The organism is Geobacter sp. AOG2 (assembly GCF_019972295.1).
In the GTDB taxonomy this organism is placed as follows: domain Bacteria; phylum Desulfobacterota; class Desulfuromonadia; order Geobacterales; family Pseudopelobacteraceae; genus Oryzomonas.
On record NZ_BLJA01000001.1, the window covers coordinates 3524968 to 3550573 of the forward strand.

19 protein-coding genes are annotated in these 25606 nt (G+C 59.3%); 8 read left to right on the top strand and 11 right to left on the bottom strand.

Features of this window, described 5'->3' with window-relative positions:
- Positions 1–59: 59 nt before the first annotated feature.
- Positions 60–557, top strand: a complete 498-nt coding sequence (locus tag LDN12_RS16065; protein ID WP_223923665.1) for a ferritin family protein — start codon at positions 60–62, stop codon at positions 555–557.
- Between the two features lie 88 nt (positions 558–645).
- Positions 646–963, top strand: a complete 318-nt coding sequence (locus tag LDN12_RS16070) for a cytochrome C (protein WP_223923666.1) — start codon at positions 646–648, stop codon at positions 961–963.
- 257 nt (positions 964–1220) lie between these two features.
- On the opposite strand, the gene LDN12_RS16075 is transcribed toward LDN12_RS16070, so the two are convergent.
- Positions 1221–3275: a sodium-translocating pyrophosphatase gene (locus LDN12_RS16075; RefSeq protein WP_223923667.1), complete on the bottom strand. Its 2055-nt coding sequence runs from the start codon at positions 3273–3275 to the stop codon at positions 1221–1223.
- Positions 3276–3723: 448 nt separating this feature from the next.
- Between LDN12_RS16075 and ybgF the strand changes: the two genes are divergently transcribed.
- Positions 3724–4554 (top strand): tol-pal system protein YbgF, encoded by an 831-nt coding sequence (gene ybgF, locus LDN12_RS16080; protein ID WP_223923668.1) that lies wholly within the window; start codon positions 3724–3726, stop codon positions 4552–4554.
- A gap of 214 nt (positions 4555–4768) precedes the next feature.
- Here ybgF and hisB read toward each other — a convergent pair whose 3' ends face one another.
- From hisB to LDN12_RS16095, 3 genes are all read right to left on the bottom strand, one after another.
- Complete coding sequence (gene hisB / locus LDN12_RS16085; protein ID WP_223923669.1) at positions 4769–5356, bottom strand: imidazoleglycerol-phosphate dehydratase HisB; 588 nt, start codon at positions 5354–5356, stop codon at positions 4769–4771.
- Between the two features lie 124 nt (positions 5357–5480).
- Complete coding sequence (hisC, locus tag LDN12_RS16090; RefSeq protein WP_223923670.1) at positions 5481–6533, bottom strand: histidinol-phosphate transaminase; 1053 nt, start codon at positions 6531–6533, stop codon at positions 5481–5483.
- Between the two features lie 122 nt (positions 6534–6655).
- Positions 6656–7066, bottom strand: coding sequence for a bacteriohemerythrin (locus tag LDN12_RS16095; RefSeq protein ID WP_223923671.1), 411 nt, complete (start codon positions 7064–7066; stop codon positions 6656–6658).
- Positions 7067–7480: 414 nt separating this feature from the next.
- On the opposite strand from LDN12_RS16095, the gene LDN12_RS16100 reads away from it, so the two are divergent.
- Entirely contained in the window at positions 7481–7663 is a 183-nt protein-coding gene (locus tag LDN12_RS16100; RefSeq protein WP_223923672.1) for a helix-turn-helix domain-containing protein, read from the top strand.
- Positions 7664–7667: 4 nt separating this feature from the next.
- The gene (locus LDN12_RS16105; RefSeq protein ID WP_223923673.1) at positions 7668–7853 is read left to right on the top strand and encodes a hypothetical protein; all 186 of its coding nucleotides are present in this window, start codon (positions 7668–7670) and stop codon (positions 7851–7853) included.
- Positions 7854–7998: 145 nt separating this feature from the next.
- Here LDN12_RS16105 and hisD read toward each other — a convergent pair whose 3' ends face one another.
- The 3 genes from hisD to murA form a co-directional block, all read right to left on the bottom strand.
- Positions 7999–9294 (bottom strand): histidinol dehydrogenase, encoded by a 1296-nt coding sequence (gene hisD, locus LDN12_RS16110; RefSeq protein WP_223923674.1) that lies wholly within the window; start codon positions 9292–9294, stop codon positions 7999–8001.
- Between the two features lie 217 nt (positions 9295–9511).
- The gene (hisG, locus tag LDN12_RS16115; RefSeq protein ID WP_223923675.1) at positions 9512–10159 is read right to left on the bottom strand and encodes an ATP phosphoribosyltransferase; all 648 of its coding nucleotides are present in this window, start codon (positions 10157–10159) and stop codon (positions 9512–9514) included.
- Positions 10160–10330: 171 nt separating this feature from the next.
- Positions 10331–11584: a UDP-N-acetylglucosamine 1-carboxyvinyltransferase gene (murA, locus tag LDN12_RS16120; protein ID WP_223923676.1), complete on the bottom strand. Its 1254-nt coding sequence runs from the start codon at positions 11582–11584 to the stop codon at positions 10331–10333.
- Positions 11585–11849: 265 nt separating this feature from the next.
- Between murA and LDN12_RS16125 the strand changes: the two genes are divergently transcribed.
- A complete protein-coding gene (locus LDN12_RS16125) occupies positions 11850–15740 on the top strand; it encodes a PAS domain S-box protein (RefSeq protein ID WP_223923677.1) in 3891 nt (1296 codons plus the stop codon).
- Positions 15730–16860, top strand: a complete 1131-nt coding sequence (locus tag LDN12_RS16130) for a response regulator (protein ID WP_223923678.1) — start codon at positions 15730–15732, stop codon at positions 16858–16860. Before LDN12_RS16125 ends, LDN12_RS16130 begins: the two co-directional genes overlap by 11 nt.
- Before the next feature lie 147 nt (positions 16861–17007).
- On the opposite strand, the gene LDN12_RS16135 is transcribed toward LDN12_RS16130, so the two are convergent.
- The 3 genes from LDN12_RS16135 to LDN12_RS16145 form a co-directional block, all read right to left on the bottom strand.
- On the bottom strand, positions 17008–19377 hold the full coding sequence (locus LDN12_RS16135) for an NADH-quinone oxidoreductase subunit B/C/D (protein WP_308464327.1): 2370 nt from the start codon (positions 19375–19377) through the stop codon (positions 17008–17010).
- Between the two features lie 191 nt (positions 19378–19568).
- Positions 19569–19982, bottom strand: a complete 414-nt coding sequence (locus tag LDN12_RS16140) for an NADH-quinone oxidoreductase subunit A (protein WP_223923680.1) — start codon at positions 19980–19982, stop codon at positions 19569–19571.
- Positions 19983–20203: 221 nt separating this feature from the next.
- Entirely contained in the window at positions 20204–21415 is a 1212-nt protein-coding gene (locus tag LDN12_RS16145; RefSeq protein WP_223923681.1) for a DUF3365 domain-containing protein, read from the bottom strand.
- Positions 21416–21653: 238 nt separating this feature from the next.
- Between LDN12_RS16145 and LDN12_RS16150 the strand changes: the two genes are divergently transcribed.
- Positions 21654–24029, top strand: coding sequence for a penicillin-binding protein 1A (locus tag LDN12_RS16150; protein WP_223923682.1), 2376 nt, complete (start codon positions 21654–21656; stop codon positions 24027–24029).
- A 164-nt stretch (positions 24030–24193) separates the two neighbouring features.
- Here LDN12_RS16150 and LDN12_RS16155 read toward each other — a convergent pair whose 3' ends face one another.
- A complete protein-coding gene (locus tag LDN12_RS16155; RefSeq protein WP_223923683.1) occupies positions 24194–25555 on the bottom strand; it encodes a L,D-transpeptidase family protein in 1362 nt (453 codons plus the stop codon).
- Positions 25556–25606 lie beyond the last annotated feature (51 nt).

Sequence of the window (25606 nt, forward strand, 5' to 3'; positions counted from 1 at the left end):
TTGACCGTTTTGTTTTCCCCGCTATACTGTATACACATTTTAGCCACGGGGGAGGGATTATGGGGAGAGAGTTTTCGCTACAGGAAGCCTTGAAGCTGGCCATCAAGGCCGAAAAGGATAGTATGGACTTCTACCGCAAGGCCGCTTCGGTGGCAAAGAACGAGCGGACCAGAAAGGTGTTCGAGTTGCTGGCCAACGAGGAAGTCGGCCATCTCAAGTCGTTCTTCGACCATTATAAGGGTGGGGAGTTCGGAGATATAACCAGCTATATGAATTCCCCGGCGGATACGAAGAACCCCACCTACATGAAGCTGGAGAAGGCCATCAGCGAAGAGATGGTCGAGCAGAAGGCCCTGGAGCTGGCTCTGGTTGAGGAGAAGGAGTGTATCGGCCAGTACACCCAGTTTGCAAAGGATATGGTGGACCCGGGGGTGAGGAGCGTTTTCGAGCGGGTGGTCAAGGAAACCCAGGGGCACTACGACCTGATCGAATCCGAGTATGCCCACATCATGGCCATGGTCCACGAGAGCGACCAGGACATCTACGTCCGGGAGTAGGAACGTTCATATTTTGCTTGATGCAGCGAGGGCCTGTCGGGTATAGATACCGTCAGGCCTTTTCATTTTCGTATTGAAAGGAACAGCAATGAACATCAACGTCAACCGAGCGTTGTCGCTTGCCGTCACGCTTGTTTTCGCCGCACCCCTGTGGGCCGCGCAGGACGGCCCCGCAACGGGCAGCAACCTGGGTAATGTGGTCGGGGGAGACTTCCAGAAGGCCCATGCCGTCATTCAGGCAAAATGCACGCTCTGCCACACCGACAAACGGATCGATGCGGCGTTGTCGTCGGGGAAGGACATGATGAAGATCGAGCGGGAGATGGAAAAACGGGGAGCCAAGCTGAACGCCAACGAGCGGGAAGTGCTGGGTATCTACTGGAAGCAGAACCCCTTGAAACCTTAGGGGGTTGTTCAAAAACAGCCATCATAGCGCCTATCGGCGTCCCGCTAAACGGGATGACTACGCTTCGCTCCGTCACCGATAACCATGCTCACGCATAGTTATACGCCGCACGAAAGGGTATTCTGCGGGTGCGACGATCTGACTATTTTTGAACACCTGAATTGTTCAGTGGCCTGATGTGACCAAGACACGGCATGAAAAAAGCGGCAGGGGATGATCTCCACCTGCCGCTTTTGTTTTCGCACGATGCGGGTCTGCTACATCATTCTGGCCAACAGCGGCACGATCAAGAGCGAGACGATGTTGATGATCTTGATCATCGGGTTGACGGCCGGGCCGGCGGTGTCCTTGTAGGGGTCGCCGACGGTGTCGCCGGTAACGGCGGCCTTGTGGGCGTCGCCGCCCTTGCCGCCGTGGTGGCCGTCCTCGATGTATTTCTTGGCGTTATCCCAGGCGCCGCCGCCGGTGGTCATGGAGATGGCCACGAAGATACCGGTGACGATGGTGCCGACGATCACCCCGCCCAGCGCCTTGGGACCGAGGGTAAAACCGACGATGACCGGGGCGAGGATCGGGATCAGGCCGGGGATGACCATTTCCTTCAGGGCGGTCTTGGTGACGATATCGACGCAGGAGGCATAATCCGGCTTGCCGGTGCCTTCCATGATTCCCTTGATCTCGCGGAACTGGCGACGAACCTCGATGACGACGGCGCCGCCGGCCTTGCCGACGGCTTCCATGCACTGGGCGGCAAAGTAGTAGGGGAGCATGCCGCCGATGAAGAGGCCGACGATGATGTAGGGGTCGGACAGGTCGAAGGTGATGGCCTTGCCGGCAAACTTCAACTCGTCAACATAGGAGGTGAAGAGGATTACGGCGGCCAGACCGGCGGAACCGATAGCGTAACCTTTCGTAACCGCTTTGGTGGTGTTGCCCACTGCGTCCAGGGGGTCGGTCACGGCGCGGACCGAGTCGTCCAGTTCGGCCATCTCGGCGATGCCGCCGGCATTGTCGGTGATCGGGCCGTAGGCGTCCATGGCCACGACGATGCCGGTCAGGGAGAGCATGGACACGGCCGCGATAGCGATGCCGTAGACCCCGGCGCACTGGAAGGAGACGATAATGCCGGCGGCGATGACGATGACCGGAGCGGCAGTGGCTTTCATGGAGACACCCAGGCCGGCGATGACATTGGTGCCGTGGCCGGTGGTGGAGGCCTGGGCGATGTGGCGGACCGGGCCGTATTCGGTGGAGGTGTAGTACTCGGTGATCCAGAAGATGGCGCCGGTCACGACCAGGCCGACGATGGCGGAGATGAAGATATTGATGGCGCTGAAGTTCGCCCCGGCGTCATTGGTGAGCCCCTGGGGGAACATCTGGACCGTGACGAAGTAGAAGGCGATGCAGGCCAAAACACCGGAGGCGATCAGGCCTTTGTACAGGGCGGGCATGATCTTCTGGCTGGCGCCCAGCTTGACGAAGAAGGTGCCGATAACCGAGGCGATGATGGAGATGCCGCCCAGGATCAGCGGATAGCTGACCGCGCCCTGGTTGTTGTTGAAGGCGATGGCGCCCAGCAGCATGGCGGCGATCAGGGTTACGGCGTAGGTTTCGAACAGGTCGGCGGCCATACCGGCGCAGTCACCCACGTTGTCGCCCACGTTGTCGGCGATGACGGCCGGGTTGCGGGGGTCGTCCTCGGGGATGCCTGCTTCGACCTTGCCCACCAGGTCGGCGCCCACGTCGGCGCCCTTGGTGAAGATACCGCCGCCCAAACGGGCGAAGATGGAGATCAGCGAACCGCCGAAGCCGAGGCCGACCAACTGGCTGACCACTTCCTTCACCGGTGCGTCCGGCATCAGTTTCTGCAGGGCCAGGTAGTAACCGGCCACGCCCAGAAGGCCGAGACCGACCACCAGCATGCCGGTTATGGCGCCGCCCTTGAAGGCCACGTTGAGAGCTTTGACGATGCCGCTCTTGGCCGCCTCGGTGGTGCGCACGTTGGCGCGGACCGAAACGAACATGCCGATGAAGCCGGTCAGACCGGAGAAGAGCGCGCCGATGGCGAAGCCGATGGCGGTCTTGACACCCAGGGTGGCAAACAAGGCGACGAACATGACCACGCCCACCACGGCGATGATCGTGTACTGGCGTTTCATGTAGGCGCCGGCGCCCTCCTGGATCGCGGCGGCGATCTGGCGCATCCGGTCGTTACCCTGGGGCAGCCCCAGAATCCACTGTGCCGAAATCAGTCCGTAGGCGACAGCCACCACGGCGCAGGCCAGGGCGAAGTAGACAGCATACTGTTCCATTCTCTCAATTCCTCCTCATGATATGAATAGCCGGTAATCAGGCAGTTCTATAGATTGGTTGTTGAAAAACAGCCATCTCGCCGCCATCCTCGAAAGCCCTTTCGTGCGGCGTAGCGCTGCTACGCCTCCTCAGGACCTTCTGCGGGTGCGACGATCTGACTATTTTTGAACAACCCGGTTTTTTCAACAGCCCATTTATACTCGTCGAAAATCCGCTATAGGGTCGTCGGTGACGATTTGTCAACAACCCGTTTCAATCTAGATGCAAAAACGAAAAATTGTTAATTGAATCGTGGTCGATTGTCAAGCGTTATTTCCCGCGCCATGTCGCAGGGTTCCGCTCTTTTTGCCGGTGAGCCCCTCCCGCTTGTCATTGTCCGGACGGCATGATATATAGTGAAAACAGTTTCGTTTGAAAATCACAAGACCATCAAAGGAGTATTCCCCGATGAAATTCGCGTATTCCCTCCTGTTGGTTGCCATGACCGGACTTGCCGGCTGCGCCACCCAAAGCTCGCTCGACGTGGTTCGCAGCGATATGGATGCCGTCAAGACCAGGTTGTTTTCCGTGGAAAAGGACCTGGGCGGGGTCCGGGATGAATCCAAGCAAGGCATCGGCTCCGTCGAGAAGGAGTATAAATCGGACGTCTTGGCGGTCCGTAAACTCTCCGCCGACATCCAGGCATCCATGGACAGCGTCAAATCCGATATCCAGGTACTGAACGGCAAGACGGACGATCTGGCCATCTCTGTGAAGAAACCCGCCGACGACCTTGCGCGCTACCGTGAGGATGCGGACAAGCGCATCTTTGCCCTGGAGGACCGGGTCGTTAAACTCCAGACGGCCATGGATGAACTCACCAAGAAGGTTGCAGACCTGGCCCAGCCGAAAAAGGAAGAACCTCCCACGCCGGAAGCGTTCTATACGAAGGGGCTGGAGACCTTCAAGGCGGGCGACATGCCCGGCGCGCGTGACATCTTCACCAAATTCCTGGAGCAGTATCCCCAGCACGATCTGGCTGCAAACGCCCAGTACTGGATCGGCGAGACCTTCTACAACGAAAAAGGGTATGAGCCGGCCATCCTGGCCTATCAGGAGGTGATCAAGCAGTATCCCGGCAAGGACAAGGTGCCGGCGGCCATGCTCAAACAGGCCATGTGTTTCAGGCTCATAAAGGACGTGAAAAGCGCCAAATATGTGCTGAAGAAGCTGGAAGAAACCTTTCCCAAGAGTGAAGAGGCAAAGAAAGCCAAGGCGCTGTTGAAAGAGATCAAGTAATAAACGAAGTTCAAGACTGATGGAAACGGAAAGGGCGGCCCGCAGGGGCCGCCCTTTTTTGAGATTGTTCGTAGGTAATTACCGCATGGACCGCGCCCGGATTTGCGGCAGATTTGACCTGGCCGATTGAGCAAAACCACAGACGTAGCAGCGCTACGCCGAGGATTTTGCGATTGAGGCCGGGGCGAAGATGTCGTGAATCCGGGATGCGGGGCTACAGCACCCCTTTGGTGGACATGACCCCCTGTACCCGCGGGTCGAGCTGGGTGGCCGTGTCCATGGCCCGCGCCACCGCCTTGAAGCAGGCCTCAATGATGTGGTGCACGTTGTCGCCGTACATTACATTGATGTGCAGATTAAGACCGCAGTGATTGGCAAAGGCCTGGAAGAATTCCCGCGCCAGCTCCACGTCGAAATCGCCGATCTTTACCTTGGGGAGCCGCACGTTGTACACCAGATAGGGGCGGCCGGAGATGTCCACCGCCACCGCCGCCAGGGTCTCGTCCATGGGAACCGTAGCCTGACCGTAACGCCGGATGCCCTTCTTGTCGCCCAGGGCCTGCTTGAAGGCCTCGCCCAACACAATGCCGATATCCTCCACCGTATGGTGGAAGTCAATGTCGATATCGCCGCAGGCCTCGATCTTCAGGTCGAACAGGCCGTGGCGGGCAAACAGGTTCAGCATGTGGTCCAGGAACGGGACCGAGGTGCAGATCGTCGCCTGCCCACTGCCGTCCACCTCCAGCCCCAGCTTGATCTTGGTCTCCTTGGTGACCCGTTCTATCTCAGCATTTCGTGACATATGGCCTCCCTGTAGCGCCTTTTGGGAAATCCCCCTCCCCCCTGCGGGGGAGATAGGACTTATGGGATAAATGTGACTTATAAGTCCCATAAGAGACCTATAAGTCACATAAAAACAACGGACTCTACCCTATCTCCCTGAGCGCCGCCAGGGTCCGCTCCATCTCTTTGCGGGTGCCGATGGAGATGCGCAGGCCGTGAGCCAGCAGCGGGTCGGACAGCAGGCGCACCAGGATCTTTTTGCCGTACAGGCCATCGTAGACCCGCTTGCCGTTTTTGTCTGGCGGGGCGGCAAAGACGAAATTGCCTTGGGACGGGATCACGTCGTAACCGATGGCGGTCAATTCCAGGGTGAACCAGTCCCGTGTCTCGCGGATGCGGGCGCAGCAATCCCGGAAATAGAGCTGGTCGCGCAGGGCTGCCACACAGGCCGCCTGGGCCAGGCGGTCCAGGTTGTAGTGGTCGCGGATCTTGTCCAGGGCCGTGATGATCTCCGGCCGGGCGATGGCCAGGCCGAGCCGCATGCCGGCCAGGGCGTAGCTCTTGGAAAAGGTGCGGGTCACCACCACATTGTCGTATTTTTTTACCAACTCCAGCGCCGTGCCGTCGGCAAAGTCGGCATAGGCCTCGTCGATCACCAACAGGCCGTCACACCGCCGGGCCAGATCCTCCACGTATGCAATGGGGAACGCAAACCCCAAGGGCGCGTTGGGGGAGGTGAGGAAGAACAGCTTGCCCTCGTAGCGCTCCGGGAAATCGGCGATGCGGAAATCCGCCGTCAGACCGAAGCACCGGACCCGCGCCCCCTGAATCTCCGCCAGGGTGGCATAGTAGGAATAGGAAGGATGGACGAGGGCGATCTCTTCCCCCTCGCCGGCGCAGGCCCGGATCAGGTTGTTGAGCACCTCGTCGGAGCCGTTTGCCATGATGATCCAGGACGGATCGAAGCCGTACAGTTCGCCGGCCGCTTCGCGCAGCTTTGAACTGGAGGCGCTGGGATAGGTGCGTAGCGAGGCTCCGTCAGCGCCCAGTTCCTCATAGATGGCTTCCATGACCTTGGGGGAGGGTGGGTAGGGGTTTTCGTTGGTGTTCAGCTTGATCCACGAGGCCACATCATCCGGCTGGAAGCCGGGGACATAGCCCTTCATGTCGCGTATGTTTGGTCTGAGCAGGTTCATAATATATGAGGAATATCACGCTTGGGCGTTGTGTTCAAGCCTGAAACGCGACAATGCGCTCACGATGGGCAGGATTGGGTATGGTACAATCCCGAAGGCAGGATGGCGGTTGGGCAAAGCTTTTAAGCGGTTCCTCGAGAACCCTTCAGATGGGAATATTTTCTGTCTTCCTTGAGGACGTGATGAATCAGCCACTCTCCCAGCACAATGATCAACTGTTTTGAGGCCTCCAGGTCGTTGTCGTTGTAGCCGCTCCGAATCCTCTCGATGGTTTGGGTAAACTCCCTGTGCTTGGCAATATGATCGGCAATATCGGGAAAATGCATTTTTTCCAGATACTGTTCTTCCGCCGACAGATGGCATTCCGCAATGGTCGTCAGCTTGTCGATATTCGGCAGGATGAAGCCTAATGCCGGAGAGTTCATGACGTCATCGTACACGCTGTTGAGGATGTTGAACATCTCCTCGTGATGACGGTCCAGTTCCGCTTCATTCACCGAATATTCGGCCCTCCAGCTCAATAATGGCATCATAACACCTCACATCCCGAGGTTTCCGGCACGACTCCTCAAGATTCACGTTACGCATACCTTGCAATATGCAAACCAGCGGCCATTTTTAAGAAAACTCTTATTTATTTTACTAGAAATAATAGGCTAGTCAAATAGGTGGGTTAGAATATGTTTGATCCTATGAATCAAGCAGTTAGCGCTATAAGTTGGAAAAATGGCGTCGTGTTTACGCTATTTGACTGTGGTGCGGATTAGGGGCCTCGGGCTTTTGACCGGGTGCCATGGCCGGCGTGGCGAAATGCCCCAAACAAACATACGTTACCGGCATTTGCCGCAGAGACGCGGAGAGGGACCAAACAGGCTGTTCCTCCCGTGTATTATGGCCGGGACATGGTATAATAAAACATATATTATCCCGTGCGAAAGGAGTGAGCCATGTCATTGACCAAAACCTGGTACACCGTCGATGAAGCGGCAGCCAAGTTCGGAGTTTCCACCAAACGGCTTCTGGAATGGGTTGAAAATGGGGTGCTCCGTTCCGAAGGTGAGAAGGGCAAGGTGGTCCGCCTTTATGGCGAGGACATCGAGCGAGAGTTGAATCTCACCCCATCGGTGTGATGCCATGAGGTTGTTCATAACGAAAATATGGCACTGGCGGGACGTGTGGCTGTTGAAGTGGTGCGCATTTCTCTTCGGTATTGCCGCGGGGGCATATTTTCACGCGGCGGTCATGCCGTATGTGTGGGTTATTCTTGTTGTCGCCATTCTGCTGGCGATCAGGCCGGCTATTGCCTACTGGAAGGAGTAGCTGTTCTTACATGCAGACCCTGAGGGCCAAAAGACCAGGATAGGGGAATTGCTTTGAACAACAGCTTTGAGGTAATTTAGGGGGACATGCAGGGGTGGCCGGGCGGGCCACAAATTTCACTGATGGTCGCCCGGGCGAGCCCGCATCAAACCTGCTCCAGTCTTTTGCTCACCGACTTGGCGTGGGCCTCCAGCCCCTCAAGCCCGGCGATGCGCACGATGTCGCTCCCCAGCCGTTTCAGCCCCCCCTCGGAGAAATAGACGATGGAGGACTTCTTCACAAAATCGTCCACGGACAGGGGCGAGAAGAAGCGGGCCGTGCCGCCGGTGGGCAGGGTGTGGTTAGGCCCGGCCAGGTAATCGCCCGCCGCCTCGGGGGTCCAGTGCCCCATGAAGATGGCGCCGGCGTTGGTGATGCGGGACAGGATGGCAAAGGGATCGGCCACGGCCAACTCCAGATGCTCCGGAGCGATACGGTTGGAGAAGTCGATGACCTCGTCCAGATTCCCGGCCACGATGACTGCGCCGTATTTGTCCCACGAGGCGCGGGCAATGGTCTCGCGGGAGAGTTGGGCCAGCTGTCGCTCCACCTCTGCCGCCACCTGCTCGCCGAAGGCGCGGTCGGTGGTGATGAGGATGGAGGAGGCCAATTCGTCGTGCTCGGCCTGGGAGAGCAGGTCCGCCGCGATGTGGGCGGGGTTGCCGCTGCCGTCGCTGATGACCAGGATCTCGCTCGGCCCGGCGATCATGTCGATGCCCACAGCGCCAAAGACCAGTTTCTTGGCCGTGGCCACGTAGATGTTGCCCGGCCCGGTGATCTTGTCCACCTTGGGGACGGTTTCGGTACCGTAGGCCAGGGCCGCCACGGCCTGGGCTCCGCCCATGCGGAAGATGCGGTCCACTCCCGAGAGGCGGGCCGCCACCAGGACGTGGGGGTTGATCTCGCCTCCCGGCGTGGGGGCCACCATGACGATTTCTCCCACGCCCGCCACGCGGGCCGGCACGGCGTTCATGATCACGCTGCTGGGATAGCTGGCCTTGCCGCCGGGGACGTAGATGCCGACCCGCGCCAGGGGGGTGACCTTCTGCCCCAGCATGATGTCCGGCTCTTCGGTGGAGATCCAGGTCTGCTGTTTCTGTTTTTCGTGAAAGCTGGAAACCCGCTCCACGGCCAGCATGAGCGCTTCCACGTCGGCCTCGTCCACCCGTTCGAAGGCCGCGTCGATCTCGTCCGCGCTCACCTCCAGCTCGGCCACGGAGGCGGCCTCCAGGCGGTCGAAGCGCCGGGTCAGCTCCAGCACGGCCTTGTCGCCCCGCTTACGCACGTCGGCGATGATGCCGAGCACGGTCTGTTCCACCTCGCGGCCGGTCTCTTCGCCGCGGGAAAGGATGGCGCCGAACTTCTCCGCAAAATCGTTGTCGCGTATGTCGAGAAAAAGCATGGGTACCCTCTTATAGCGTTTATCCTAAAAAAAGAATTTGCCACAGAGCCACAGAGCCACTGAGATAACATGTCGAAGAGTTAGTGCTTCGGTGGTTAAATGTCCGAGAATCGTAGGGGCGAACTGCTGCTCGCCCAATCAGGGCGCATGCAATGCGCCCCTACGATGATTTTCTCTGTGTCTCTGCGTCTCTGTGGCAGAAGTGCCGTTTTCAGGTTTATGCGGACTGAAGCTCTCGTTCCAGCCCCTGGATGATTTCGGTGATCCGCTCGTACTTGGTCTTGAGGCTGGCGCGGTTGACGATCAGCCGGGTGGTGATCTCGGCGATGGTTTCCACCTCCACCAGGCCGTTCTGGCGCAGGGTCTCGCCGGTGGAAACCAGGTCCACGATCCGCTCGGACAGCCCCACCAGCGGCGCCAGTTCGATGGAACCGTACAGCTTGATGATCTCCACCTGGATGCCCTTGGCACCGAAATAGGCCTCGGCCACGTGGGGGTACTTGGTGGCAATGCGGATGTGGGACCAGACGGAGGGGTCGTCGTTATCGGCCAGGTTGGCCGGCTCGGCCACCATCATACGGCAGTAGCCGAATTTCAGGTCCAACGGCTCGTACAGGTCCTTACCCTGCTCCATGAGCGTATCCTTGCCCACGATGCCAAGGTCGGCGCTGCCGTACTCCACGTAGGTGGGAACATCGGTGGCGCGCACGATCATATAGCGCATGCGCTGCTCGGCATTCTCGAAGATCAGCTTGCGGGAGTCGGAGAGCAGTTCCCGGCAGTCGATGCCGATCTTGCCGAACAGCGCCACCGACTCTTCAAGAATCCGCCCCTTGGGGATTGCAATAGTAATCCAGTCGTTCACCTGGTTTTATTCCTTTCGGATGTCGATTTTGTGCAAGGTCAAGGCGGAGGAGGAAGCCCGCGGAGGTATCGTCATCCGACGCACAATTTCACGAACGTGAAATTGGTCGGCGAAAGCCGACACAAGGAGATTCCGAACGACAACGCAGAGATTGCGCAAAAGCGGCATTCGTCACTCCTGTACCCTTTTTATATCCGCGCCCAGCCCCGCCAGCTTCTTCTCTATGGACTCATACCCCCGGTCCAGATGGTAGATGCGGGAGATCTCGGTGATGTTGTCCGCGGCCAGACCGGCCAGGATCAGGGACGCCGAGGCCCGCAGGTCGGTAGCCATGACCGGCGCGCCGGACAGCTTCTTGACCCCTTTGACCGTGGCGCTGTTGCCCTCGATGGTGATGTCCGCCCCGAAGCGCAGCAGTTCGGAGACGTGCATGAAGCGGTTCTCGAAGATGTTCTCGCTGATGACGCTCGCCCCGTCGGCTACGCACATGAGCGCCATGAACTGGGCCTGCATGTCCGTGGGGAAGCCGGGGTAGGGACGGGTCTTGATGTTGATGCTGCGGATTTTTCTGGGCCCCTTGACACGCACCACGTTGTCGTGACTGGTGATCTCCACCCCGGCGTCCTGGAGCTTGAAGACCAGTGCATCCAGGTGTTCCAGTTTCATGCCGTGAATCTTCACGTCGCCGCCGGTGATCGCCGCGGCGATCATGAAGGTGCCGGCCTCGATGCGGTCCGGCATGACCGGATAGGAAACGGGCGAGAGTTCGGTGACCCCCTGGATGCGGATGGTGTCGGTCCCAGCCCCCTCGATCTTGGCGCCCATGAGGTTGAGCATCTGGGCCAGATCGACGATCTCCGGTTCCCGGGCGGCGTTCTCCAGAACCGTCTCCCCCCTGGCCATGGCCGCGGCCATCATCAGGTGTTCGGTGCCTCCCACGGTGGAGATGTCGAAGTTGACCCGTGCACCCTTCAGATGTCGCGCCTTGGCCTCCACATAGCCGTGTTCCAGATTGATCTCGGCCCCCAGGGCCTGAAGCCCTTTGAGGTGCAGGTTGATGGGGCGGGCACCGATGGCGCACCCGCCGGGCAGGGAGACGCGTGCCTTGCCGAAGCGTGCCAGAAGTGGGCCCAGGACCAGCACCGAAGCGCGCATGGTCCGGACCAGGTCGTAGGTCGCTTCGTGGTTACGGATACCGGCGGAGTCGATCTTGACGAGGTTACCGTTGCCTTCGATGGTGGCGCCCAGGGATTCCAGCACCTTGATGGTGGTATTGATGTCGCGCAGGAAGGGTACGTTGCTGATCCGGTTTAATCCCGGGGCCAGGATGGTGGCCACAAAAATGGGCAGGGAAGCGTTCTTTGAGCCGCTGACCCGTACTTCCCCGGTCAGTTTCTTTCCTCCCTTGATGACGAGCTTATCCAACCTTGTTCTCCCTTTTATTGACAATAAAGAAAAAAACATATTACTCGATGGGGTCCCCCTTGTCCAAGGAAAAGTTGTCCGGAAACCGGGAGATACGCTATCGATGGGCTTGGGGCGATGGAGCTGTCGCGTGCCGGATGAGTAACTTTTTGTATATGGGGTTGGCAGCATGCTGTGATATAGTGCTAACCCTATGTCATAAGCAATGTTCGTCTCATGAATGAGTGTGGTGCGCAGTTGAAATTGAACATCCGGAAGCGTTTCGATGCGGACTCTATCCCTTAAAACCAAGGTTGGTCTTGTTTTTCCCGCGCTCACCATCTGCGTGCTGGCCGGAATCCTTGTGCTGTCCCAGAGGATCCTGGAATTGCGCATCAAGGAGGGGGTCGCCGAACAGCAGTACCAGATCGTCTCGCTCCTGGCGGACGATATCGACCGGGAGGTGGCCTCTACCCAAGAGTCGTTGATTGCCATCTCCCGCGCGGCAACGCCCGGCATGATCTCTACCCCTCAAAAGGCCCTGGAGTTTCTGAACGGCCAGAACGAACACCTCGCCACCTTCGACAACGGCCTCTTCCTCTTCGACCGTAGCGGTCGGCTGATTGCGGAACTCCCCCAGGGGATGGAGCGTTCAGGCAAGGATTTCCCCTACCGAGACTGTCTGAAAAAGACCATTGCCACGCGGAAACCCTCCATCTCCGAACCCTATGAATCCTCCATGGATCAGCATCGTCCCGCCCTGATGTTCACCGCCCCGGTCTTCAACGGGACCGGCGCCCTGGTTGCCGTACTGGGGGGGGGCATCGACCTGGCCCGCTCTCCGTTTCTGGGCAGGCTTGCCAATTTCAGGATCGGCAAAAAAGGCTACCTGTATGTCATCAGTACCGACCGGGTCACCCTGTTCCATTCGGAGGCGCGGTGGATCATGAAGCGGTATCCCCCGCCGGGCGCCAACCGGCTGCTGGACAGGGCCATCGCGGGTTTCGACGGTACCGGGGAAACGATTACCTCCCGCGGGCTCCATGCACTGACATCGTTCAAGCACCTCAAGAGCAGGAACTGGATCATCGCGGCCAACTACCCCATTGACCAGGCCTATGAGTCCATTAGAAAGGCCAATGCCCTCTTTTTCGGCATCCTGGTCCCCGCGGCCCTGCTTGCAGCCCTGCTGCTGCGGCGGGCTCTCTCGCAACTGACGTCGCCGATCCTGGCCCTCACCAGGCATGTGGAAACCCTCTCCGGCAAAACCGGCGACCAGCGTCTCTTTCCCGCAGCGGGAAGAGATGAACCGGCCATACTCGCCCAAGCCTTCAACCGACTGGTGAAGGAGGCAGACCACCAGCAGGAGGAACTTGCCAAACGGGAACTCTTATACCGCACGGTGGTCGATTTTTCCTCGGAAATGGTATTCTGGATCGCACCGGACTGCTCCACCATGCACTATGTGTCCCCCAGTTGCCGGGATGTCACCGGTTACAGCCCCGAGGATTTCTACGCCACTCCCGGCCTGTTGAGCGCCATGATCCATCCCGATGACCGGGAACACTGGGATGAGCATTGCAGGGATGCGGAAACCTCGGATTTCACCGAACCGGTGGAGTTCAGGATCATAACCAGGACCGGGGATATGCGCTGGACGAACTTCCAGAGCCGTCCGGTCTTCGACCAGGGGCGCGTCTATGCCGGCATGCGCGGAAGCTTCAGCGATATCTCGTTCCTGAAGCAGGCGGAACTCTCCATCGTGGCCAGCGAAGAGAAATTCAAGCTCTTTTTCGAGCAGGCCAGCGATGCCATCTTTATTATCCGTGGCGACGGCAGAATCTCCGAGGCCAACAACGAAGCGTGCAGCCGGTATGGTTTCAGCCGCCAGGAGATGATCGGCAGGGAGATGGGCGAGTTCGACACAGCCGAGTGCTCCCGGTACGCCGCCGAACGGCTCGCGCTCGTCATGCAACAGGGGCAGATCACCTTTGAAACCTCCCACCGCTGCAAGAACGGCCTCTCCCTGCCGGTGGAGGTGAAGGCCCGCCAGATCGATTTCAACGGGGACAAGGCCGTTCTGGCCGTGGCGAGGGATGTCAGTGACCGCAAACGCGCCGACGAACTCGTACGGCGCCAGAACGAATACCTGACCGCATTTCACGAAACCTCCCTGGGGCTTGTCAGACGCCTGGATGTGTCCAGCCTCCTGCAGGCGATCCTCGTCCGTGCGGGTAAGCTGGTGGGGACCGAACATTGCTACGTCTACCTGGTGGACGGGCAGGGAAGCGAAATGACCATGGTTTACCAAAGCGGGGTGTTCGACGGTTTCGTGCATCACCCCGTGGGACCCGGCGACGGGATGGCGGGCCATGTCTGGACGACGGGGGAACCATTCCACGTGGATGATTACAGCCGGTGGGAGCACCGGCTTCCCGACCCGGACCGTGCGGTGCTGCGGGCCATGGCCGGCGTTCCGCTGAAGTCCGGCAATCGGGTGATCGGCGTGCTCGGGCTGGCGTTCATCGAGGAGGGACAACTGTTCGATGAAGAACGCATGGCCATTTTGACCCAGTTTGGTGAACTGGCCTCCGTGGCCCTGGACAATGCCCAGCTCTATGATGCGGTTCAGCGGGAATTGTCGGAGCGCCAAAAGGCCGAAGAAAGCCTGAGAAAGCTTTCGGTTGCCGTGGAACAGAATCCGGCTTCCATCATCATCATGGATACGAGCGGCACCATCGAATACGTCAACCCCGGTTTCAGTGAGCTCACCGGATATTCCGCCGCCGAGACGGTGGGCCAGAATGCCCGCATGCTCAAATCCGGCGACACCGGTTCCGAGGAATACCGCCGGCTCTGGGAGACGATCGGTGGCGGGAGCCAATGGCGCGGGGAGTTCCATAACCGCAAGAAGAACGGCGAGCCTTACTGGGAGCAGACCCTGATTGCGCCGATCAGGGATGAAGGCGGCCTGATCACCCATTTTATCGCCATCAGTGAGGATATAACCGTTAGAAAGCGTCTGGAAAACGAGCTGCACCACTCACAGAAGATGGAAGCGATCGGTCAACTGGCCGGTGGCATCGCCCATGACTTCAACAATATCCTGACGGCGGTCATCGGCTATGCCAGCATCATGCAGATCAAGTTGCCGGAGGACAGCCCTTTGCGCAACGGGGTGGAGCAGATCCTGGCCACAGCCGAGCGCGGCTCCAGTCTTACCAAAGGTCTTTTGGCCTTTAGCCGCAAGCAGCACACGAGTACACGGCACATTAATCTTAACGAGATCGTCGAACGGGTGCAGCAACTGCTGCACCGGCTGATCAATGAAGATATTCGGCTTGCGATCCGGCTGACCGCCGAAGAGTTGCCGGTGATGGTGGACAGCGTGCAGATCGAGCAGGTGCTGATGAGCCTGGCCGCCAACGCACGGGACGCGATGCCTGGGGGCGGCGAGATCGTCATCCGCAGTGAGTTGGTGAACATCGACGCCACATTTGCCGGCATGAACGGGCTCGGCCAGACCGGCCGCTTTGCGCTTTTAGTGGTGTCGGATACCGGTCAGGGCATGGACGAAGAGACCATCAGCCATATCTTTGAGCCTTTCTTTACCACCAAGGAAACCGGAAAAGGGACCGGGCTCGGCCTTTCCATCGCCTACGGCATCATCAAAAAGCACAACGGCATTATTCTCTGCACCAGCGAGAAGGGTGTGGGAACAACCTTCAGCATCTATCTTCCCTGCTCGGGCGAGGAGTCGCGAGCCACCGACCATGAACCGCCCCCGTCCCACCACCGGGCAGGCAAACAGGTGATTCTCCTGGCCGACGACAATGATTCGACGCGCCGTTTTACCCGGGAGGTGTTGGAGGAGTTCGGCTATGTGGTCATTGAAGCCGGGGATGGGCGGCAGGCCGTGGACCAGTTTCATGAAAACAGGGACCGGATCGGCCTGCTCATTCTGGATGTCATTATGCCGGAGATGAAGGGGCGGGAGGTGTATAACGCCATCCGTTCCGACAATCCCGGGGTGAAGGTGCTCTTCACCAGCGGCTACACGGAAGAGATTGTGCGCTCGCAAGAAGTTCTGGATGAAAGCATGCCTTTCATCCCCAAACCTTATATGCCAAAGGAGTTGCTCATGAAGATCCGCGAGGTGCTGGGCCATGGGGAGTGAAACCACCGGCAACATCTTTGTGGTTGACGATGACCGTTTTGTCCTGGAGAGCGTTTCCACACTTCTGGACGAATACGGCTTCACGGTCCAGGCATTTACCAGCGGCCACGAAGCGGTCAGGCAGTTCGTGACCAAGCCGGTGGACCTGGTCCTGACCGACATCAACATGCCGCATATGGATGGTATCGAGCTTCTGGAAAAGATCCGTTTTCTGGACCGGGAGACACCGGTCGTCCTCATGACCGCCTACGCCGACTTGGATACCGCGGTCAAGGCCATCCAGAAGGGAGCCTTCGACTTCATCATCAAGCCGTACAGCCCCCCGTATCTCGTCCATACGGTGGAAAAGGGGGTCCATTACAAGCGCCTGACCCAGATAGAAAAGAATTACAAGCGGGAATTGGAGATTACGGTAGAGAAACGAACCTCGGAACTGGCCGAGGCCTTGAGCAGGCTGACCGAGATGAGCCGCGAGATCATCGAACGACTCACCGCTGCGGCCGAATTGCGGGATGAGGATACCGGGCAGCACATCCTGCGCATCGGCCTGTACGCTAAAAAACTGGCGACCGCGCTGGGCATGCCGGATACCTTCATCGAGCAGATCCACATTGCCAGCGCCATGCACGACGTGGGCAAGATCGGCATCCCCGATTCGATACTGCTCAAGCCGGGTGCGCTTACGTCCGCTGAGTTCGAGACCATCAAACAACATACGGTCATCGGAGAGAGGATCCTCAAGGGCTCGTCACATAGTATGCTCCAGATGGGGGCCACCATCGCGGCCAGCCACCATGAACGCTGGGACGGCACCGGCTATCCTTACGGCCTGGCCGGCGAGGCCATTCCCATTGCCGGCCGCATCACCATGCTGGCCGACCAGTACGACGCTTTGCGGAGCGAACGGGTCTACAAGAGGGCCTTTGACCACGCAACGGCTTGCGATATTATTCTGAACGGCGACGGCAGGACCATGCCCGGGCATTTCGACCCCCGCGTCCTGAGTACGTTCGATGCGATCAAGGATGAGTTTGCGGAGATCTTCGATTCCAGCCAGCCTCAGGAACAGGCATCATGCGGTGTTGGCGCGCACCAGCAGCCCTTGCCCCTGGGGATTTAAATTCTAACGAGCTGTTGAAAAACCCAGGTCGTTCAAAAATAGTCAGATCGTCGCACCCGCAGGGAGTCCCGCGGAGGCGTAGCAGCGCTACGCCGCACAAAGGGGCTTTCGAGGACGGCGGCGAGATGGCTGTTTTTCAGCGACCTGCTAGCGGTCGAGATCGGCCAGGACGAAATCCACCGACCCCAGAATCGCCAGGAAATCGGCCACCAGCCAGCCGCGGCTCATGACCGGCAGCGCCTGGATATGCGGGAAGCTGGGGGTACGGATGCGCATCCGGTAGGGGATGTTCAGGCCGTCCGATACGGCAAAGTAGCCGTTCTCTCCCTTTGGCGCCTCGATGGCGGCATAGTTTTCCCCACGGGGGGGCGTCATGCCCCGGGTGCTGTTGACGAAGTGGTGGATCAGGGATTCGATATCCTTCAAGGTATCCTGCTTCTCGGGCAGCACATAGCGGTAATCGTCCGTAATCCAGCGGCCGTCGGGCATCCCGTCCATGGCCTGCTGCACCAGGCGCAATGACTGGCGGATTTCCTCCATACGTACCAGATAGCGCGCCCAGCAGTCCCCTCCCTCGGCCACGGCCACCTCGAAATCAAAGTTCTCGTACCCGCTGTAGGGCATCTTTTTCCGTAGATCCCATTCCATGCCGCAGGCCCGCAAGTTGGGGCCGGAGAGTCCCCATTCCCGTGCCTCCGCCGCCGAGATGACGCCGACGCCCTTGAGACGAGCCCGGAAGATCGGGTTGCCGTTGATGAGTTGCTCGTATTCCTTGAGCCGGGCCGGCAGCCACTTCAGAAACCGCTTTACCGGTCCTTCCCACCCCTCGGGCAGGTCCTCCGCCACGCCGCCGATGCGGAACCAGGCCGGGTGCATGCGCCCCCCGGTGATCATTTCCACCACGTCGAAGATCAGTTCCCGGTCGGTAAAGGTATAGAAGACCGGCGTCATGGCCCCCACGTCGGCGGCGAAGGTTCCGAGCCAGACAAGGTGGCTGGCGATGCGGAACAGCTCGGCCAGCATGACGCGGATATACTGGGCCCGTTCCGGCACCTGGATGCCGCACAAGAGCTCCACCGAGTTGACATAGGCCAGATTGTTCTGCACGCCGGCCAGGTAGTCGATGCGGTCAGTGTAGGGAATGAACTGGTTCCAGTGCTGACGTTCGGCGATCTTCTCGGCCCCCCGGTGGTGATAGCCGATGTCGAAATCGATATCGCGGATCTCCTCGCCGTCCAGCTTGAGGATGCAGCGGATGATGCCGTGGGTGCCGGGGTGTTGCGGCCCCAGGTTGAGCACCATCTCCCCCTTATTGATCCGCTCGAAGAAGTCCGAGGCGGGCAGCGCCGCGTGGTTGCGGGCGTCATCGATGGTGTAGGGCGCCATCTCGGTCGCCCGGAAGGGGTGTTCCTTGCGCAGGGGGTGTCCCTCCCAGTCGTGGGGCATCAGGATGCGCCGCAGGTTGGGATGGCCGTCAAAGCGGATGCCGAACATGTCGAACACCTCCCGCTCGTACCAGTCGGCGGCCGGGAAGACCTGGGTAACGCTGGGGGCTTCCGGTTGTTTCCCTGCAAGATCGCATTTAACACGCACATAGCCGGGCTGATCAAAGGAGAGCAGGTGATAGTCGAGGGTGAAGTCCTTGTGCCGTGAACGATCCCGCCGGCAGGATTCGTCCACGGCGGTGATGTCTTCAAGGCGCTGGAAGCCGGCGGCGGGACGCTCCTTCAGGTGGCGCAGCAGTTCGGGCGCCAGTTCTGCCGGCGCCCGCAGGGTAAGCATATCGGTGGCGGTGACGTCGATGGCGACCCGGCCGCCGAACAGGGAGCCGATCTCTTCGGGAAGGCCGAAATCCGGGTAGGCCCGGTGCGGCGCAGGCGGGCGCCACTGCTCATCCGAGCGCGGCTGGAACATGGTGGGATGCCCCACGGAAGCCCCCCGGATGGCGATAGCCTCCATGCCCGGTCCGCGGGTGTCCCTGGATTTGGTTTCCCCGTCCCTCAGGATCGGGACGGTTGTCCCCTGGCAGCCTCCGGCAAGGTGCAGAACCGGTCGTGCCGGGCGCTCCCCGGTTTTGATCTTTTCCTGGAGCAGCATCAAACCTTGGAGAAACGCCTCGGGCCGGGGCGGGCAACCGGGCACGTACACGTCCACCGGCAGGATCTGGTTCACCCCCTGCACGACGCTGTACACGTCGTACATTCCGCCGGAGTTGGAACAGCTCCCCATGGAGATCACCCAGCGCGGCTCGGCCATCTGCTCGTAGAGGTTCAGGATCGAAGGGGCCATCTTCTTGAAGACCGTCCCGGCGATCACCATCACGTCTGCCTCCCGGGGCGTTCCCCGCAGCACCTCCGCGCCAAACCGGGAGATATCGTGGCGCGACGTGAAGGAGGTCATCATCTCCACAAAGCAGCAGGAGAGGCCGAAGAACATGGGCCAGAGGGAGTTGGCGCGCCCCCAGTTGATTAGGTCGTCGAGGCGGGCAAGGACGATGTTGTCGGGGGGCAGGATGATGTTGTCAGGTTTATCGAACAAGGTAAGGCCCCTCTGAAACGCAAAGTTGAGAGGTTGTTGAAAAACAGCCATCAGGCCTTCGTCCTCGAAGTCCCTTTTGTGCGGCGTAGCGCTGCTACGCCTCCGCAGGGCCTTCTGCGGGTGCGACGATCTGACTATTTTTGAACAACCTGGGTTTTTTAACGGCCTGACTATTCCGAAGACTTACGCAGAGATTGCGAAAAATCTGCGTTTCTCCCTCGTGATGGTCCCCAATCGAGTCCTCCTTTGAGCCAGAGCCAGAGGAGCCCGGCGGCGAGGATGAGGATGAAAATCGTGATCTGGGTGAGGCCTGAAATACCCAGCAGGTCCCAGGCCGAGGCCCACGTGAAGATAAAGGCCGCCTCCACGTCGAACACGATGAAGAAGATTGCCACCAGGTAGAAGGGGACCGGCCATGCCAGGCGGGCACTGCCGGTGGGCAGGACTCCCGATTCGTAGGGGGCCTCCTTGGCGGGCGACGAGCGTTTTGCACCGAGCCACCAGGCCGCCAGCAGCAAAACCCCGATCAAGGCAACGGTGACAAGGGCGTAGATGGCCAGTTGATAGAATGGGGTTGCTATCATAATGGGGGGATTATAGCAGATATTCGCGTCTCTTCAAACGCGAAACACGGGTTGCCGGCAAGAGAGGCTGACATCCGCCACAGAGGCACAGAGACACAGAGAGAAAAACAAAAAACTATTTTTGTAATACCATCATCAAGAATCATTGTTGTTTTGCTTGTCTTACTCCTGATTTTCTCTGTGTCTCAGAGGTTCTGTGGCAGACACTTTTCCCGGAATTGTTACTTGAGCGGCCGGAGTATGGCGCTGAAAATCGGGTTCTGGTCTGCCTGGGAGACGGAGATGACCATGTCCACCTCGAACAGCCTGCCGCACACATCCCGCACCTTTTGCCGTGTTGTGGCGCCGATCAGATCACTGCTGCCGGAACTGAAATATGCCTCGACCGCAACTCGCAGGTCATCCCCGTTTTCCATGAATTCAAAGATGCGCTGGCCGAGCAGTTCCTGTTTGGTCAGGCCGAAGAGCTTTTCCGCCTTCTGGTTCGAGATGACGATCTTGCCGTCACCCACGAAGGTGACGATGGGGGACTGGGCGATCTCGATGAAGTTGCGGTAGCGGTCCTCCGATTCCTTTCGTTGCAGCGTCTTGCGGTCCAGTTCGGCCATCAGTTCGTTAAACGATCCGATCAATTCACCGATCTCGTCGTCTCCACGTTCCGCGAGCCTTTCGGAAAAATTCCCGGTGCGGGCCACGTCGGCAATGCTCTCGGCAACGGTTTTGACCGGCGTCAGGATCGTCCGACGAATGAGCCAGCCGCTGATGAGGATGAAGGCGAGCAGGACCGCACCGTCGTAGAAGAGATCGTATGCCAGGTTGGCGCCGACCTTGTGGTACAGGCTCTCCATTGGCACTGATACGGAGACCGCGCCGATCACCTCGCCCACATGGTAGTCGTAGGAATAATGGCCCCGGGGAAAGCGCTCCCGGACAAAGCGGGGCGCGTTGTCATAGTTGCCGTGGCAGGCCAGGCAGGATTGTTCCGCCTTCATGGGCAGCAGATAGCGTAGCGCCTTCTTGCCGCGGTAATCCGCCACCTGCCAGACCTCCTGGGCCTTCACATCCCGGAAGGAGGTCAACCGGGCGGCTTCGAAGCTGTCGGGGCGGTTGTCGGGGTTGCGGTAGCGCAACGATACCTGGCGGACATAGTAGCGCGATCCGCTGGTAAGCCGCTTGGCAATCTGGGTGGCGGCCACCTGGGGTACGAGGTTGAAGTTGTGCTCCGGTTCGTTGGTTACGCTCTGGGAAAGGTAGTCCCGGGTTTCGATGATCTGACGCGCGATGGAGCGGGCGTTATCCACGGCCGTTGCGAGGATGAGCGCCTGCTCCCTGCGGTAGCTGTTGTAGGCCAGGGAAAGGAACAGCGCTGCCAGGAGCAGGGCCGCTATGATGTTGAACTTGGTGTTGACGCTGCGGTTTGAAAGAATTTTCATGGAGGTTTCCTGGCGGTGCCGTTCATGTCGTTCGATCCGCCACTCCGGCATCACGGATTCAGACAGATTATAGCTACTCTTCCGGGCTTGGCAAGGGTAATATGGTCTCGTTATTATGCTTGAATTCCCGTAACGATATGGGCTATTTTAAACAGATTGCACCAAAATTTTACTTTATAATAAACACCGGCGCAAAGCGGGGCGATAGTTTCGGCGGCATGCCGGGGGGTCAGGCAATATGGACAGGAAGGTATCTACATCTACCCAAGGCAGGGGCGCTCTATCCGCCCTCGTGCTGTTTGCCGTCACGCTGTGCATCGTGGCGTTGCTCGGCGCGACGGGATACGTATTTTATCTGATGGCGCGATTACCTCGGGTGGATCGTCTGGCGGATTATAAGCCGCCCATCGTCTCCCAGGTCTTTGGCGACGACGGCAGCCTGGTGGGAGAATTCTATCTGGAACGGCGCATCGTGGTGCCGGTGGAGAAGATGCCGCGCAAGCTGATCCAGGCTTTTGTGGCGGCAGAAGACTCCAGCTTTTACCAGCACAAGGGGATCGATTATCTGGGCATTGTGCGGGCGGCCTTCAAGAACCTGCTCTCCATGCGCAAGAAGGAAGGCGCCTCCACCATCACCCAGCAGGTGACCAAGTCCATGCTGCTGACGCCTGAAAAGAAGTTTTCCCGCAAGATCAAAGAGGCCATCCTGGCCAAACGCATGGAGGAAAAGCTCTCCAAGGATGAGATTCTCTATCTGTACCTGAACCAGATCTACCTGGGGGGGGGCGCCTACGGCGTCCAGGTGGCGGCTGAAACCTATTTCGGCAAAAACGTGGATCAACTCAACCTCGCCGAGATAGCGATGCTGGCCGGGCTTCCCAAGGCGCCCAACGCCTACTCTCCCATCAAACACCTGGATAAGGCCCGTGAGCGGCAGGCCTATGTCCTGGATCGGATGGTGAAGGAGGGCTACATCACCACCGCCGAGGCCGACCACGCCAGAAAGACCCCGATCGAGATCCGTTCCATGAAGAAGGTCAACAACGAACAGTCGGCCTATTTCCTCGAGCACCTGCGCATCCAGCTTGAGCAAAAGTATGGGGAGGACCAGCTCTACAAGGGGGGGCTGAAGATCTACACCACCATGAACGCCGAGATGCAGCGGGCGGCCTATGAAAGCCTCAGGAACGGCCTCAAGGCTGTGGACAAACGCCAGGGATACCGGGGGCCGGTCAAGTACCTCGGTGAATCCGAGGTTGACGGTTTCTGTGCCAAGGTCGAGGAAGGGATCGACTCCGCCGTCCTCAAGACCGGAGAGAGCTACCAGGGGGTCGTGGTGGGGTTCGTGCCCGAGAAGGGGGAGGCCATCGTGAGGGTCGGCGACCGTAAAGGGGTCCTTTCCCGCAAGAACATGTCCTGGGCCGGCAGGTTGGGGATGATCAATCACTACGGCAAACCCGAGAAGGGGAATAAACACCTGACCCTCGGCTCGGTGATAGAAGTATCGGTGATTTCGCCGGAGGTCAACAAGGAGGGAGCGCAATTCGCCCTCGATCAGACACCCACGGTGCAGGCCGCATTGGTCTCCCTTGATCCCCATACCGGGGCGGTCAAGGCGATGGTCGGCGGTTACGACTTCCGCAAAAGCCAGTTCAATCGGGCCATCCAGGCCAAGCGTAACGCCGGTTCGGCCTTCAAGCCGTTCATCTATTCGGCGGCCCTGGACAAGGGGTTGACCCCGGCCACCATCATCGAGGATTCCGAGGTGGAATACCCGGACGGCGCCGGCGGCACCTGGAAACCGAAAAACTATGACAACACTTTCCGCGGGCCGGTGACCATGCGCGAGGCGCTGACCTACTCCATTAACATCGTCAGCGTCAAGATCATGGAACAGATCGGCGCCCAGTATGCAGCCGATTACGCCAAAAAGTTCGGTTTCACCTCCCAGATTCCCGCCAATCTGGCCCTGGCCCTGGGCGCCGCGTCCGTGTCCCCCTTTGAGATGACCGAGGCCTATTCGGTGTTTGCCAACAAGGGGGCGCTGGTCCCCCCGTATTTCATTACCAAGGTTACGGACAGCGACGGCACCGTGCTTCAGGAAAATCAGCCGCCGGCGCCGGTTCCGGTCATGTCGCCGGAGACATCTTACGTCATAACCAACCTGATGCAGAGCGTCGTTGCCAGCGGCACCGGTTCCCGCGCTATCATCGGGCGTCCCGTGGCAGGCAAGACCGGCACCACGAACGAGGGCAAGGACGCCTGGTTCGTCGGCTACATCCCCCAACTGGTGACCGGTGTGTGGGTCGGCTACGATCAGGAACGCTCACTGGGTGCCGGCGGGTCGGGCGGCCTGGCGGCGGCTCCCATCTGGGCGGAATTCATGAAAAAGGCTACGGCGACCATGCCCATCGAGGATTTCGAGGCACCCGAGAATGTCACGTTTGTGCTGATCAACCCCCGCACCGGTAAGCTGGCGCGGGAAGGGACTCCTGGGGCGGTCATGGAGTGTTTTGTCAAGGGAACCGAGCCGACCGTCTACGATGGCGAGGGGGATGTTGCGCCCGGCCATCCATCGGCGCCGGCGGCGGCCGGGGCGGCAAAGGCCGAGTAGTCGCCGCGGACGGCGTGGGATCGTATTGTTCACGAGGAACAGCAAAAGGGGGCCGTAAGCCCCCTTTTGCCGTTTAGAAATAGGATAAGTGGTCGTACCTGTCCCCGACGGGCTGTTCTATATTGTCACGGGCCGTGCCCTGGCCGGAGATTTTCAATAGCCCGTCAGAGCGAAATGTCCTCCGCAATGCCTGACCGTTGCCGAATAACGGCCTCCATCTTGGCCCGGTCGATACGTTCGGACAAGTGGTATTTCCTGATGAGGCTCCTGGCCTCCACATCAGGGTTCAGACCTTTCTTGTACACATCCTGGTGCACCTCCAGAAGGACCCGCCCCTGTTCGGTAACGGCAACCTTCACCGGTTTGTAGATGATCTCACCGGGGGTGTTGATCCTGACCTCCTTGAAGAATTCCTCCATCCTGAGCGGCGAGACCCTGATGCAGCCGTGGCTGGCAAAGCCGTATATGGACGCGGGTTTGAGGGTACTATGGATCAGTATTCCCGGGATCGACGTCCTGATGGCGTACCTCCCCAACGGGTTGCCGGGGCCTGGGGGGATACTGGTAATGGCCTCTTTTCCTTCCTCCTCCATCTCCGTGCGGATAGACAGGGGGACGTGCCAGGTAGGGTCCTTCTGTTTTCCCGTCACCTTGAACTTGCCGACCGGCGTCTGCCAGTCAAACTTGTCGTTTTTCTTCCCCGTGCCCACGGCCACGGGGAGGGAGGTTACCAGTTTCCCCTGGCGGAAATAGTACAGGGTGCGGTCGGGGATATTGACCACAATGCCTTCCCTCATCCTCTGGGGGATGATCTTGCGGTTGTTGTACTTCAGGCGCTGGCCGATCCTGAGGCTACCATTAGCTTCAAGCCTGTTCATAGTCCTGAGTTGCTGACGGCTGACCCCCAGTTTTGCCGCCACCAGCCGCAGGGTATCGCCCTTTACAACGGTATAGACGCTGGCGTTTCCCACGACCTTTGCCGATACGATGTCGTCATGGAGCCAATCGGTGTCCTGCACAGGGGGCGTCTGCCGTACTACGTCGGGAGCAACCGTCCGCTCCGGGATGACGGGTATCCGGCTCGGTTCGGTCTGTGGCTTTGGGGCTTCCGCCACCGGCGGGGGTTGTGAAGGCTCCTCATGCCGGTCAGAAGAGGGCGAAGTGGCCGGCACGTTATCCGGTTTGGTCTCTCCGGTCGATTCTACGGGCCGTGCCGGGGGCAGCATGGATTGAAGGACGCGCACCTTTTGGATGGTAAGCAGATAATAACGCTCGGCCATATCCCGCTCATTCATCTGTAGATGGTGTTCGGCCAGGGAAAAGGTGTCCTCCACACTCTTCAAATCGTTCGGCATCTGCTGTGCAAAAACCGAGTCGCGAAGATGGGAGACCGCCCGCAGGGCCTCCTGGCGGGTATCCGCCCAAGCACTGCCGTGTGTCGCCTCCATAACCATGAAGGCCATGAACAGCGGTACGAGGCGCGAGGCGCGTATCATAAGATTGCGGGGAACGGAAGGAAGTATCATAGGGCTTCTATGTACAATAGATACCCGAAGATTGACAACCATTAAGTTTGT

What these genes read in the sequence shown, in the direction of transcription:
- LDN12_RS16065 (WP_223923665.1), top strand. Translation starts at nt 60, where the DNA reads ATGGGGAGAGAGTTTTCGCTACAGGAAGCCTTGAAGCTGGCCATCAAG.
- LDN12_RS16070 (WP_223923666.1), top strand. Translation starts at nt 646, where the DNA reads ATGAACATCAACGTCAACCGAGCGTTGTCGCTTGCCGTCACGCTTGTT.
- LDN12_RS16075 (WP_223923667.1), bottom strand. Translation starts at nt 3,275, where the DNA reads ATGGAACAGTATGCTGTCTACTTCGCCCTGGCCTGCGCCGTGGTGGCT.
- ybgF (WP_223923668.1), top strand. Translation starts at nt 3,724, where the DNA reads ATGAAATTCGCGTATTCCCTCCTGTTGGTTGCCATGACCGGACTTGCC.
- hisB (WP_223923669.1), bottom strand. Translation starts at nt 5,356, where the DNA reads ATGTCACGAAATGCTGAGATAGAACGGGTCACCAAGGAGACCAAGATC.
- hisC (WP_223923670.1), bottom strand. Translation starts at nt 6,533, where the DNA reads ATGAACCTGCTCAGACCAAACATACGCGACATGAAGGGCTATGTCCCC.
- LDN12_RS16095 (WP_223923671.1), bottom strand. Translation starts at nt 7,066, where the DNA reads ATGATGCCATTATTGAGCTGGAGGGCCGAATATTCGGTGAATGAAGCG.
- LDN12_RS16100 (WP_223923672.1), top strand. Translation starts at nt 7,481, where the DNA reads ATGTCATTGACCAAAACCTGGTACACCGTCGATGAAGCGGCAGCCAAG.
- LDN12_RS16105 (WP_223923673.1), top strand. Translation starts at nt 7,668, where the DNA reads ATGAGGTTGTTCATAACGAAAATATGGCACTGGCGGGACGTGTGGCTG.
- hisD (WP_223923674.1), bottom strand. Translation starts at nt 9,294, where the DNA reads ATGCTTTTTCTCGACATACGCGACAACGATTTTGCGGAGAAGTTCGGC.
- LDN12_RS16125 (WP_223923677.1), top strand. Translation starts at nt 11,850, where the DNA reads ATGCGGACTCTATCCCTTAAAACCAAGGTTGGTCTTGTTTTTCCCGCG.
- LDN12_RS16130 (WP_223923678.1), top strand. Translation starts at nt 15,730, where the DNA reads ATGGGGAGTGAAACCACCGGCAACATCTTTGTGGTTGACGATGACCGT.
- LDN12_RS16140 (WP_223923680.1), bottom strand. Translation starts at nt 19,982, where the DNA reads ATGATAGCAACCCCATTCTATCAACTGGCCATCTACGCCCTTGTCACC.
- LDN12_RS16145 (WP_223923681.1), bottom strand. Translation starts at nt 21,415, where the DNA reads ATGAAAATTCTTTCAAACCGCAGCGTCAACACCAAGTTCAACATCATA.
- LDN12_RS16150 (WP_223923682.1), top strand. Translation starts at nt 21,654, where the DNA reads ATGGACAGGAAGGTATCTACATCTACCCAAGGCAGGGGCGCTCTATCC.
- LDN12_RS16155 (WP_223923683.1), bottom strand. Translation starts at nt 25,555, where the DNA reads ATGATACTTCCTTCCGTTCCCCGCAATCTTATGATACGCGCCTCGCGC.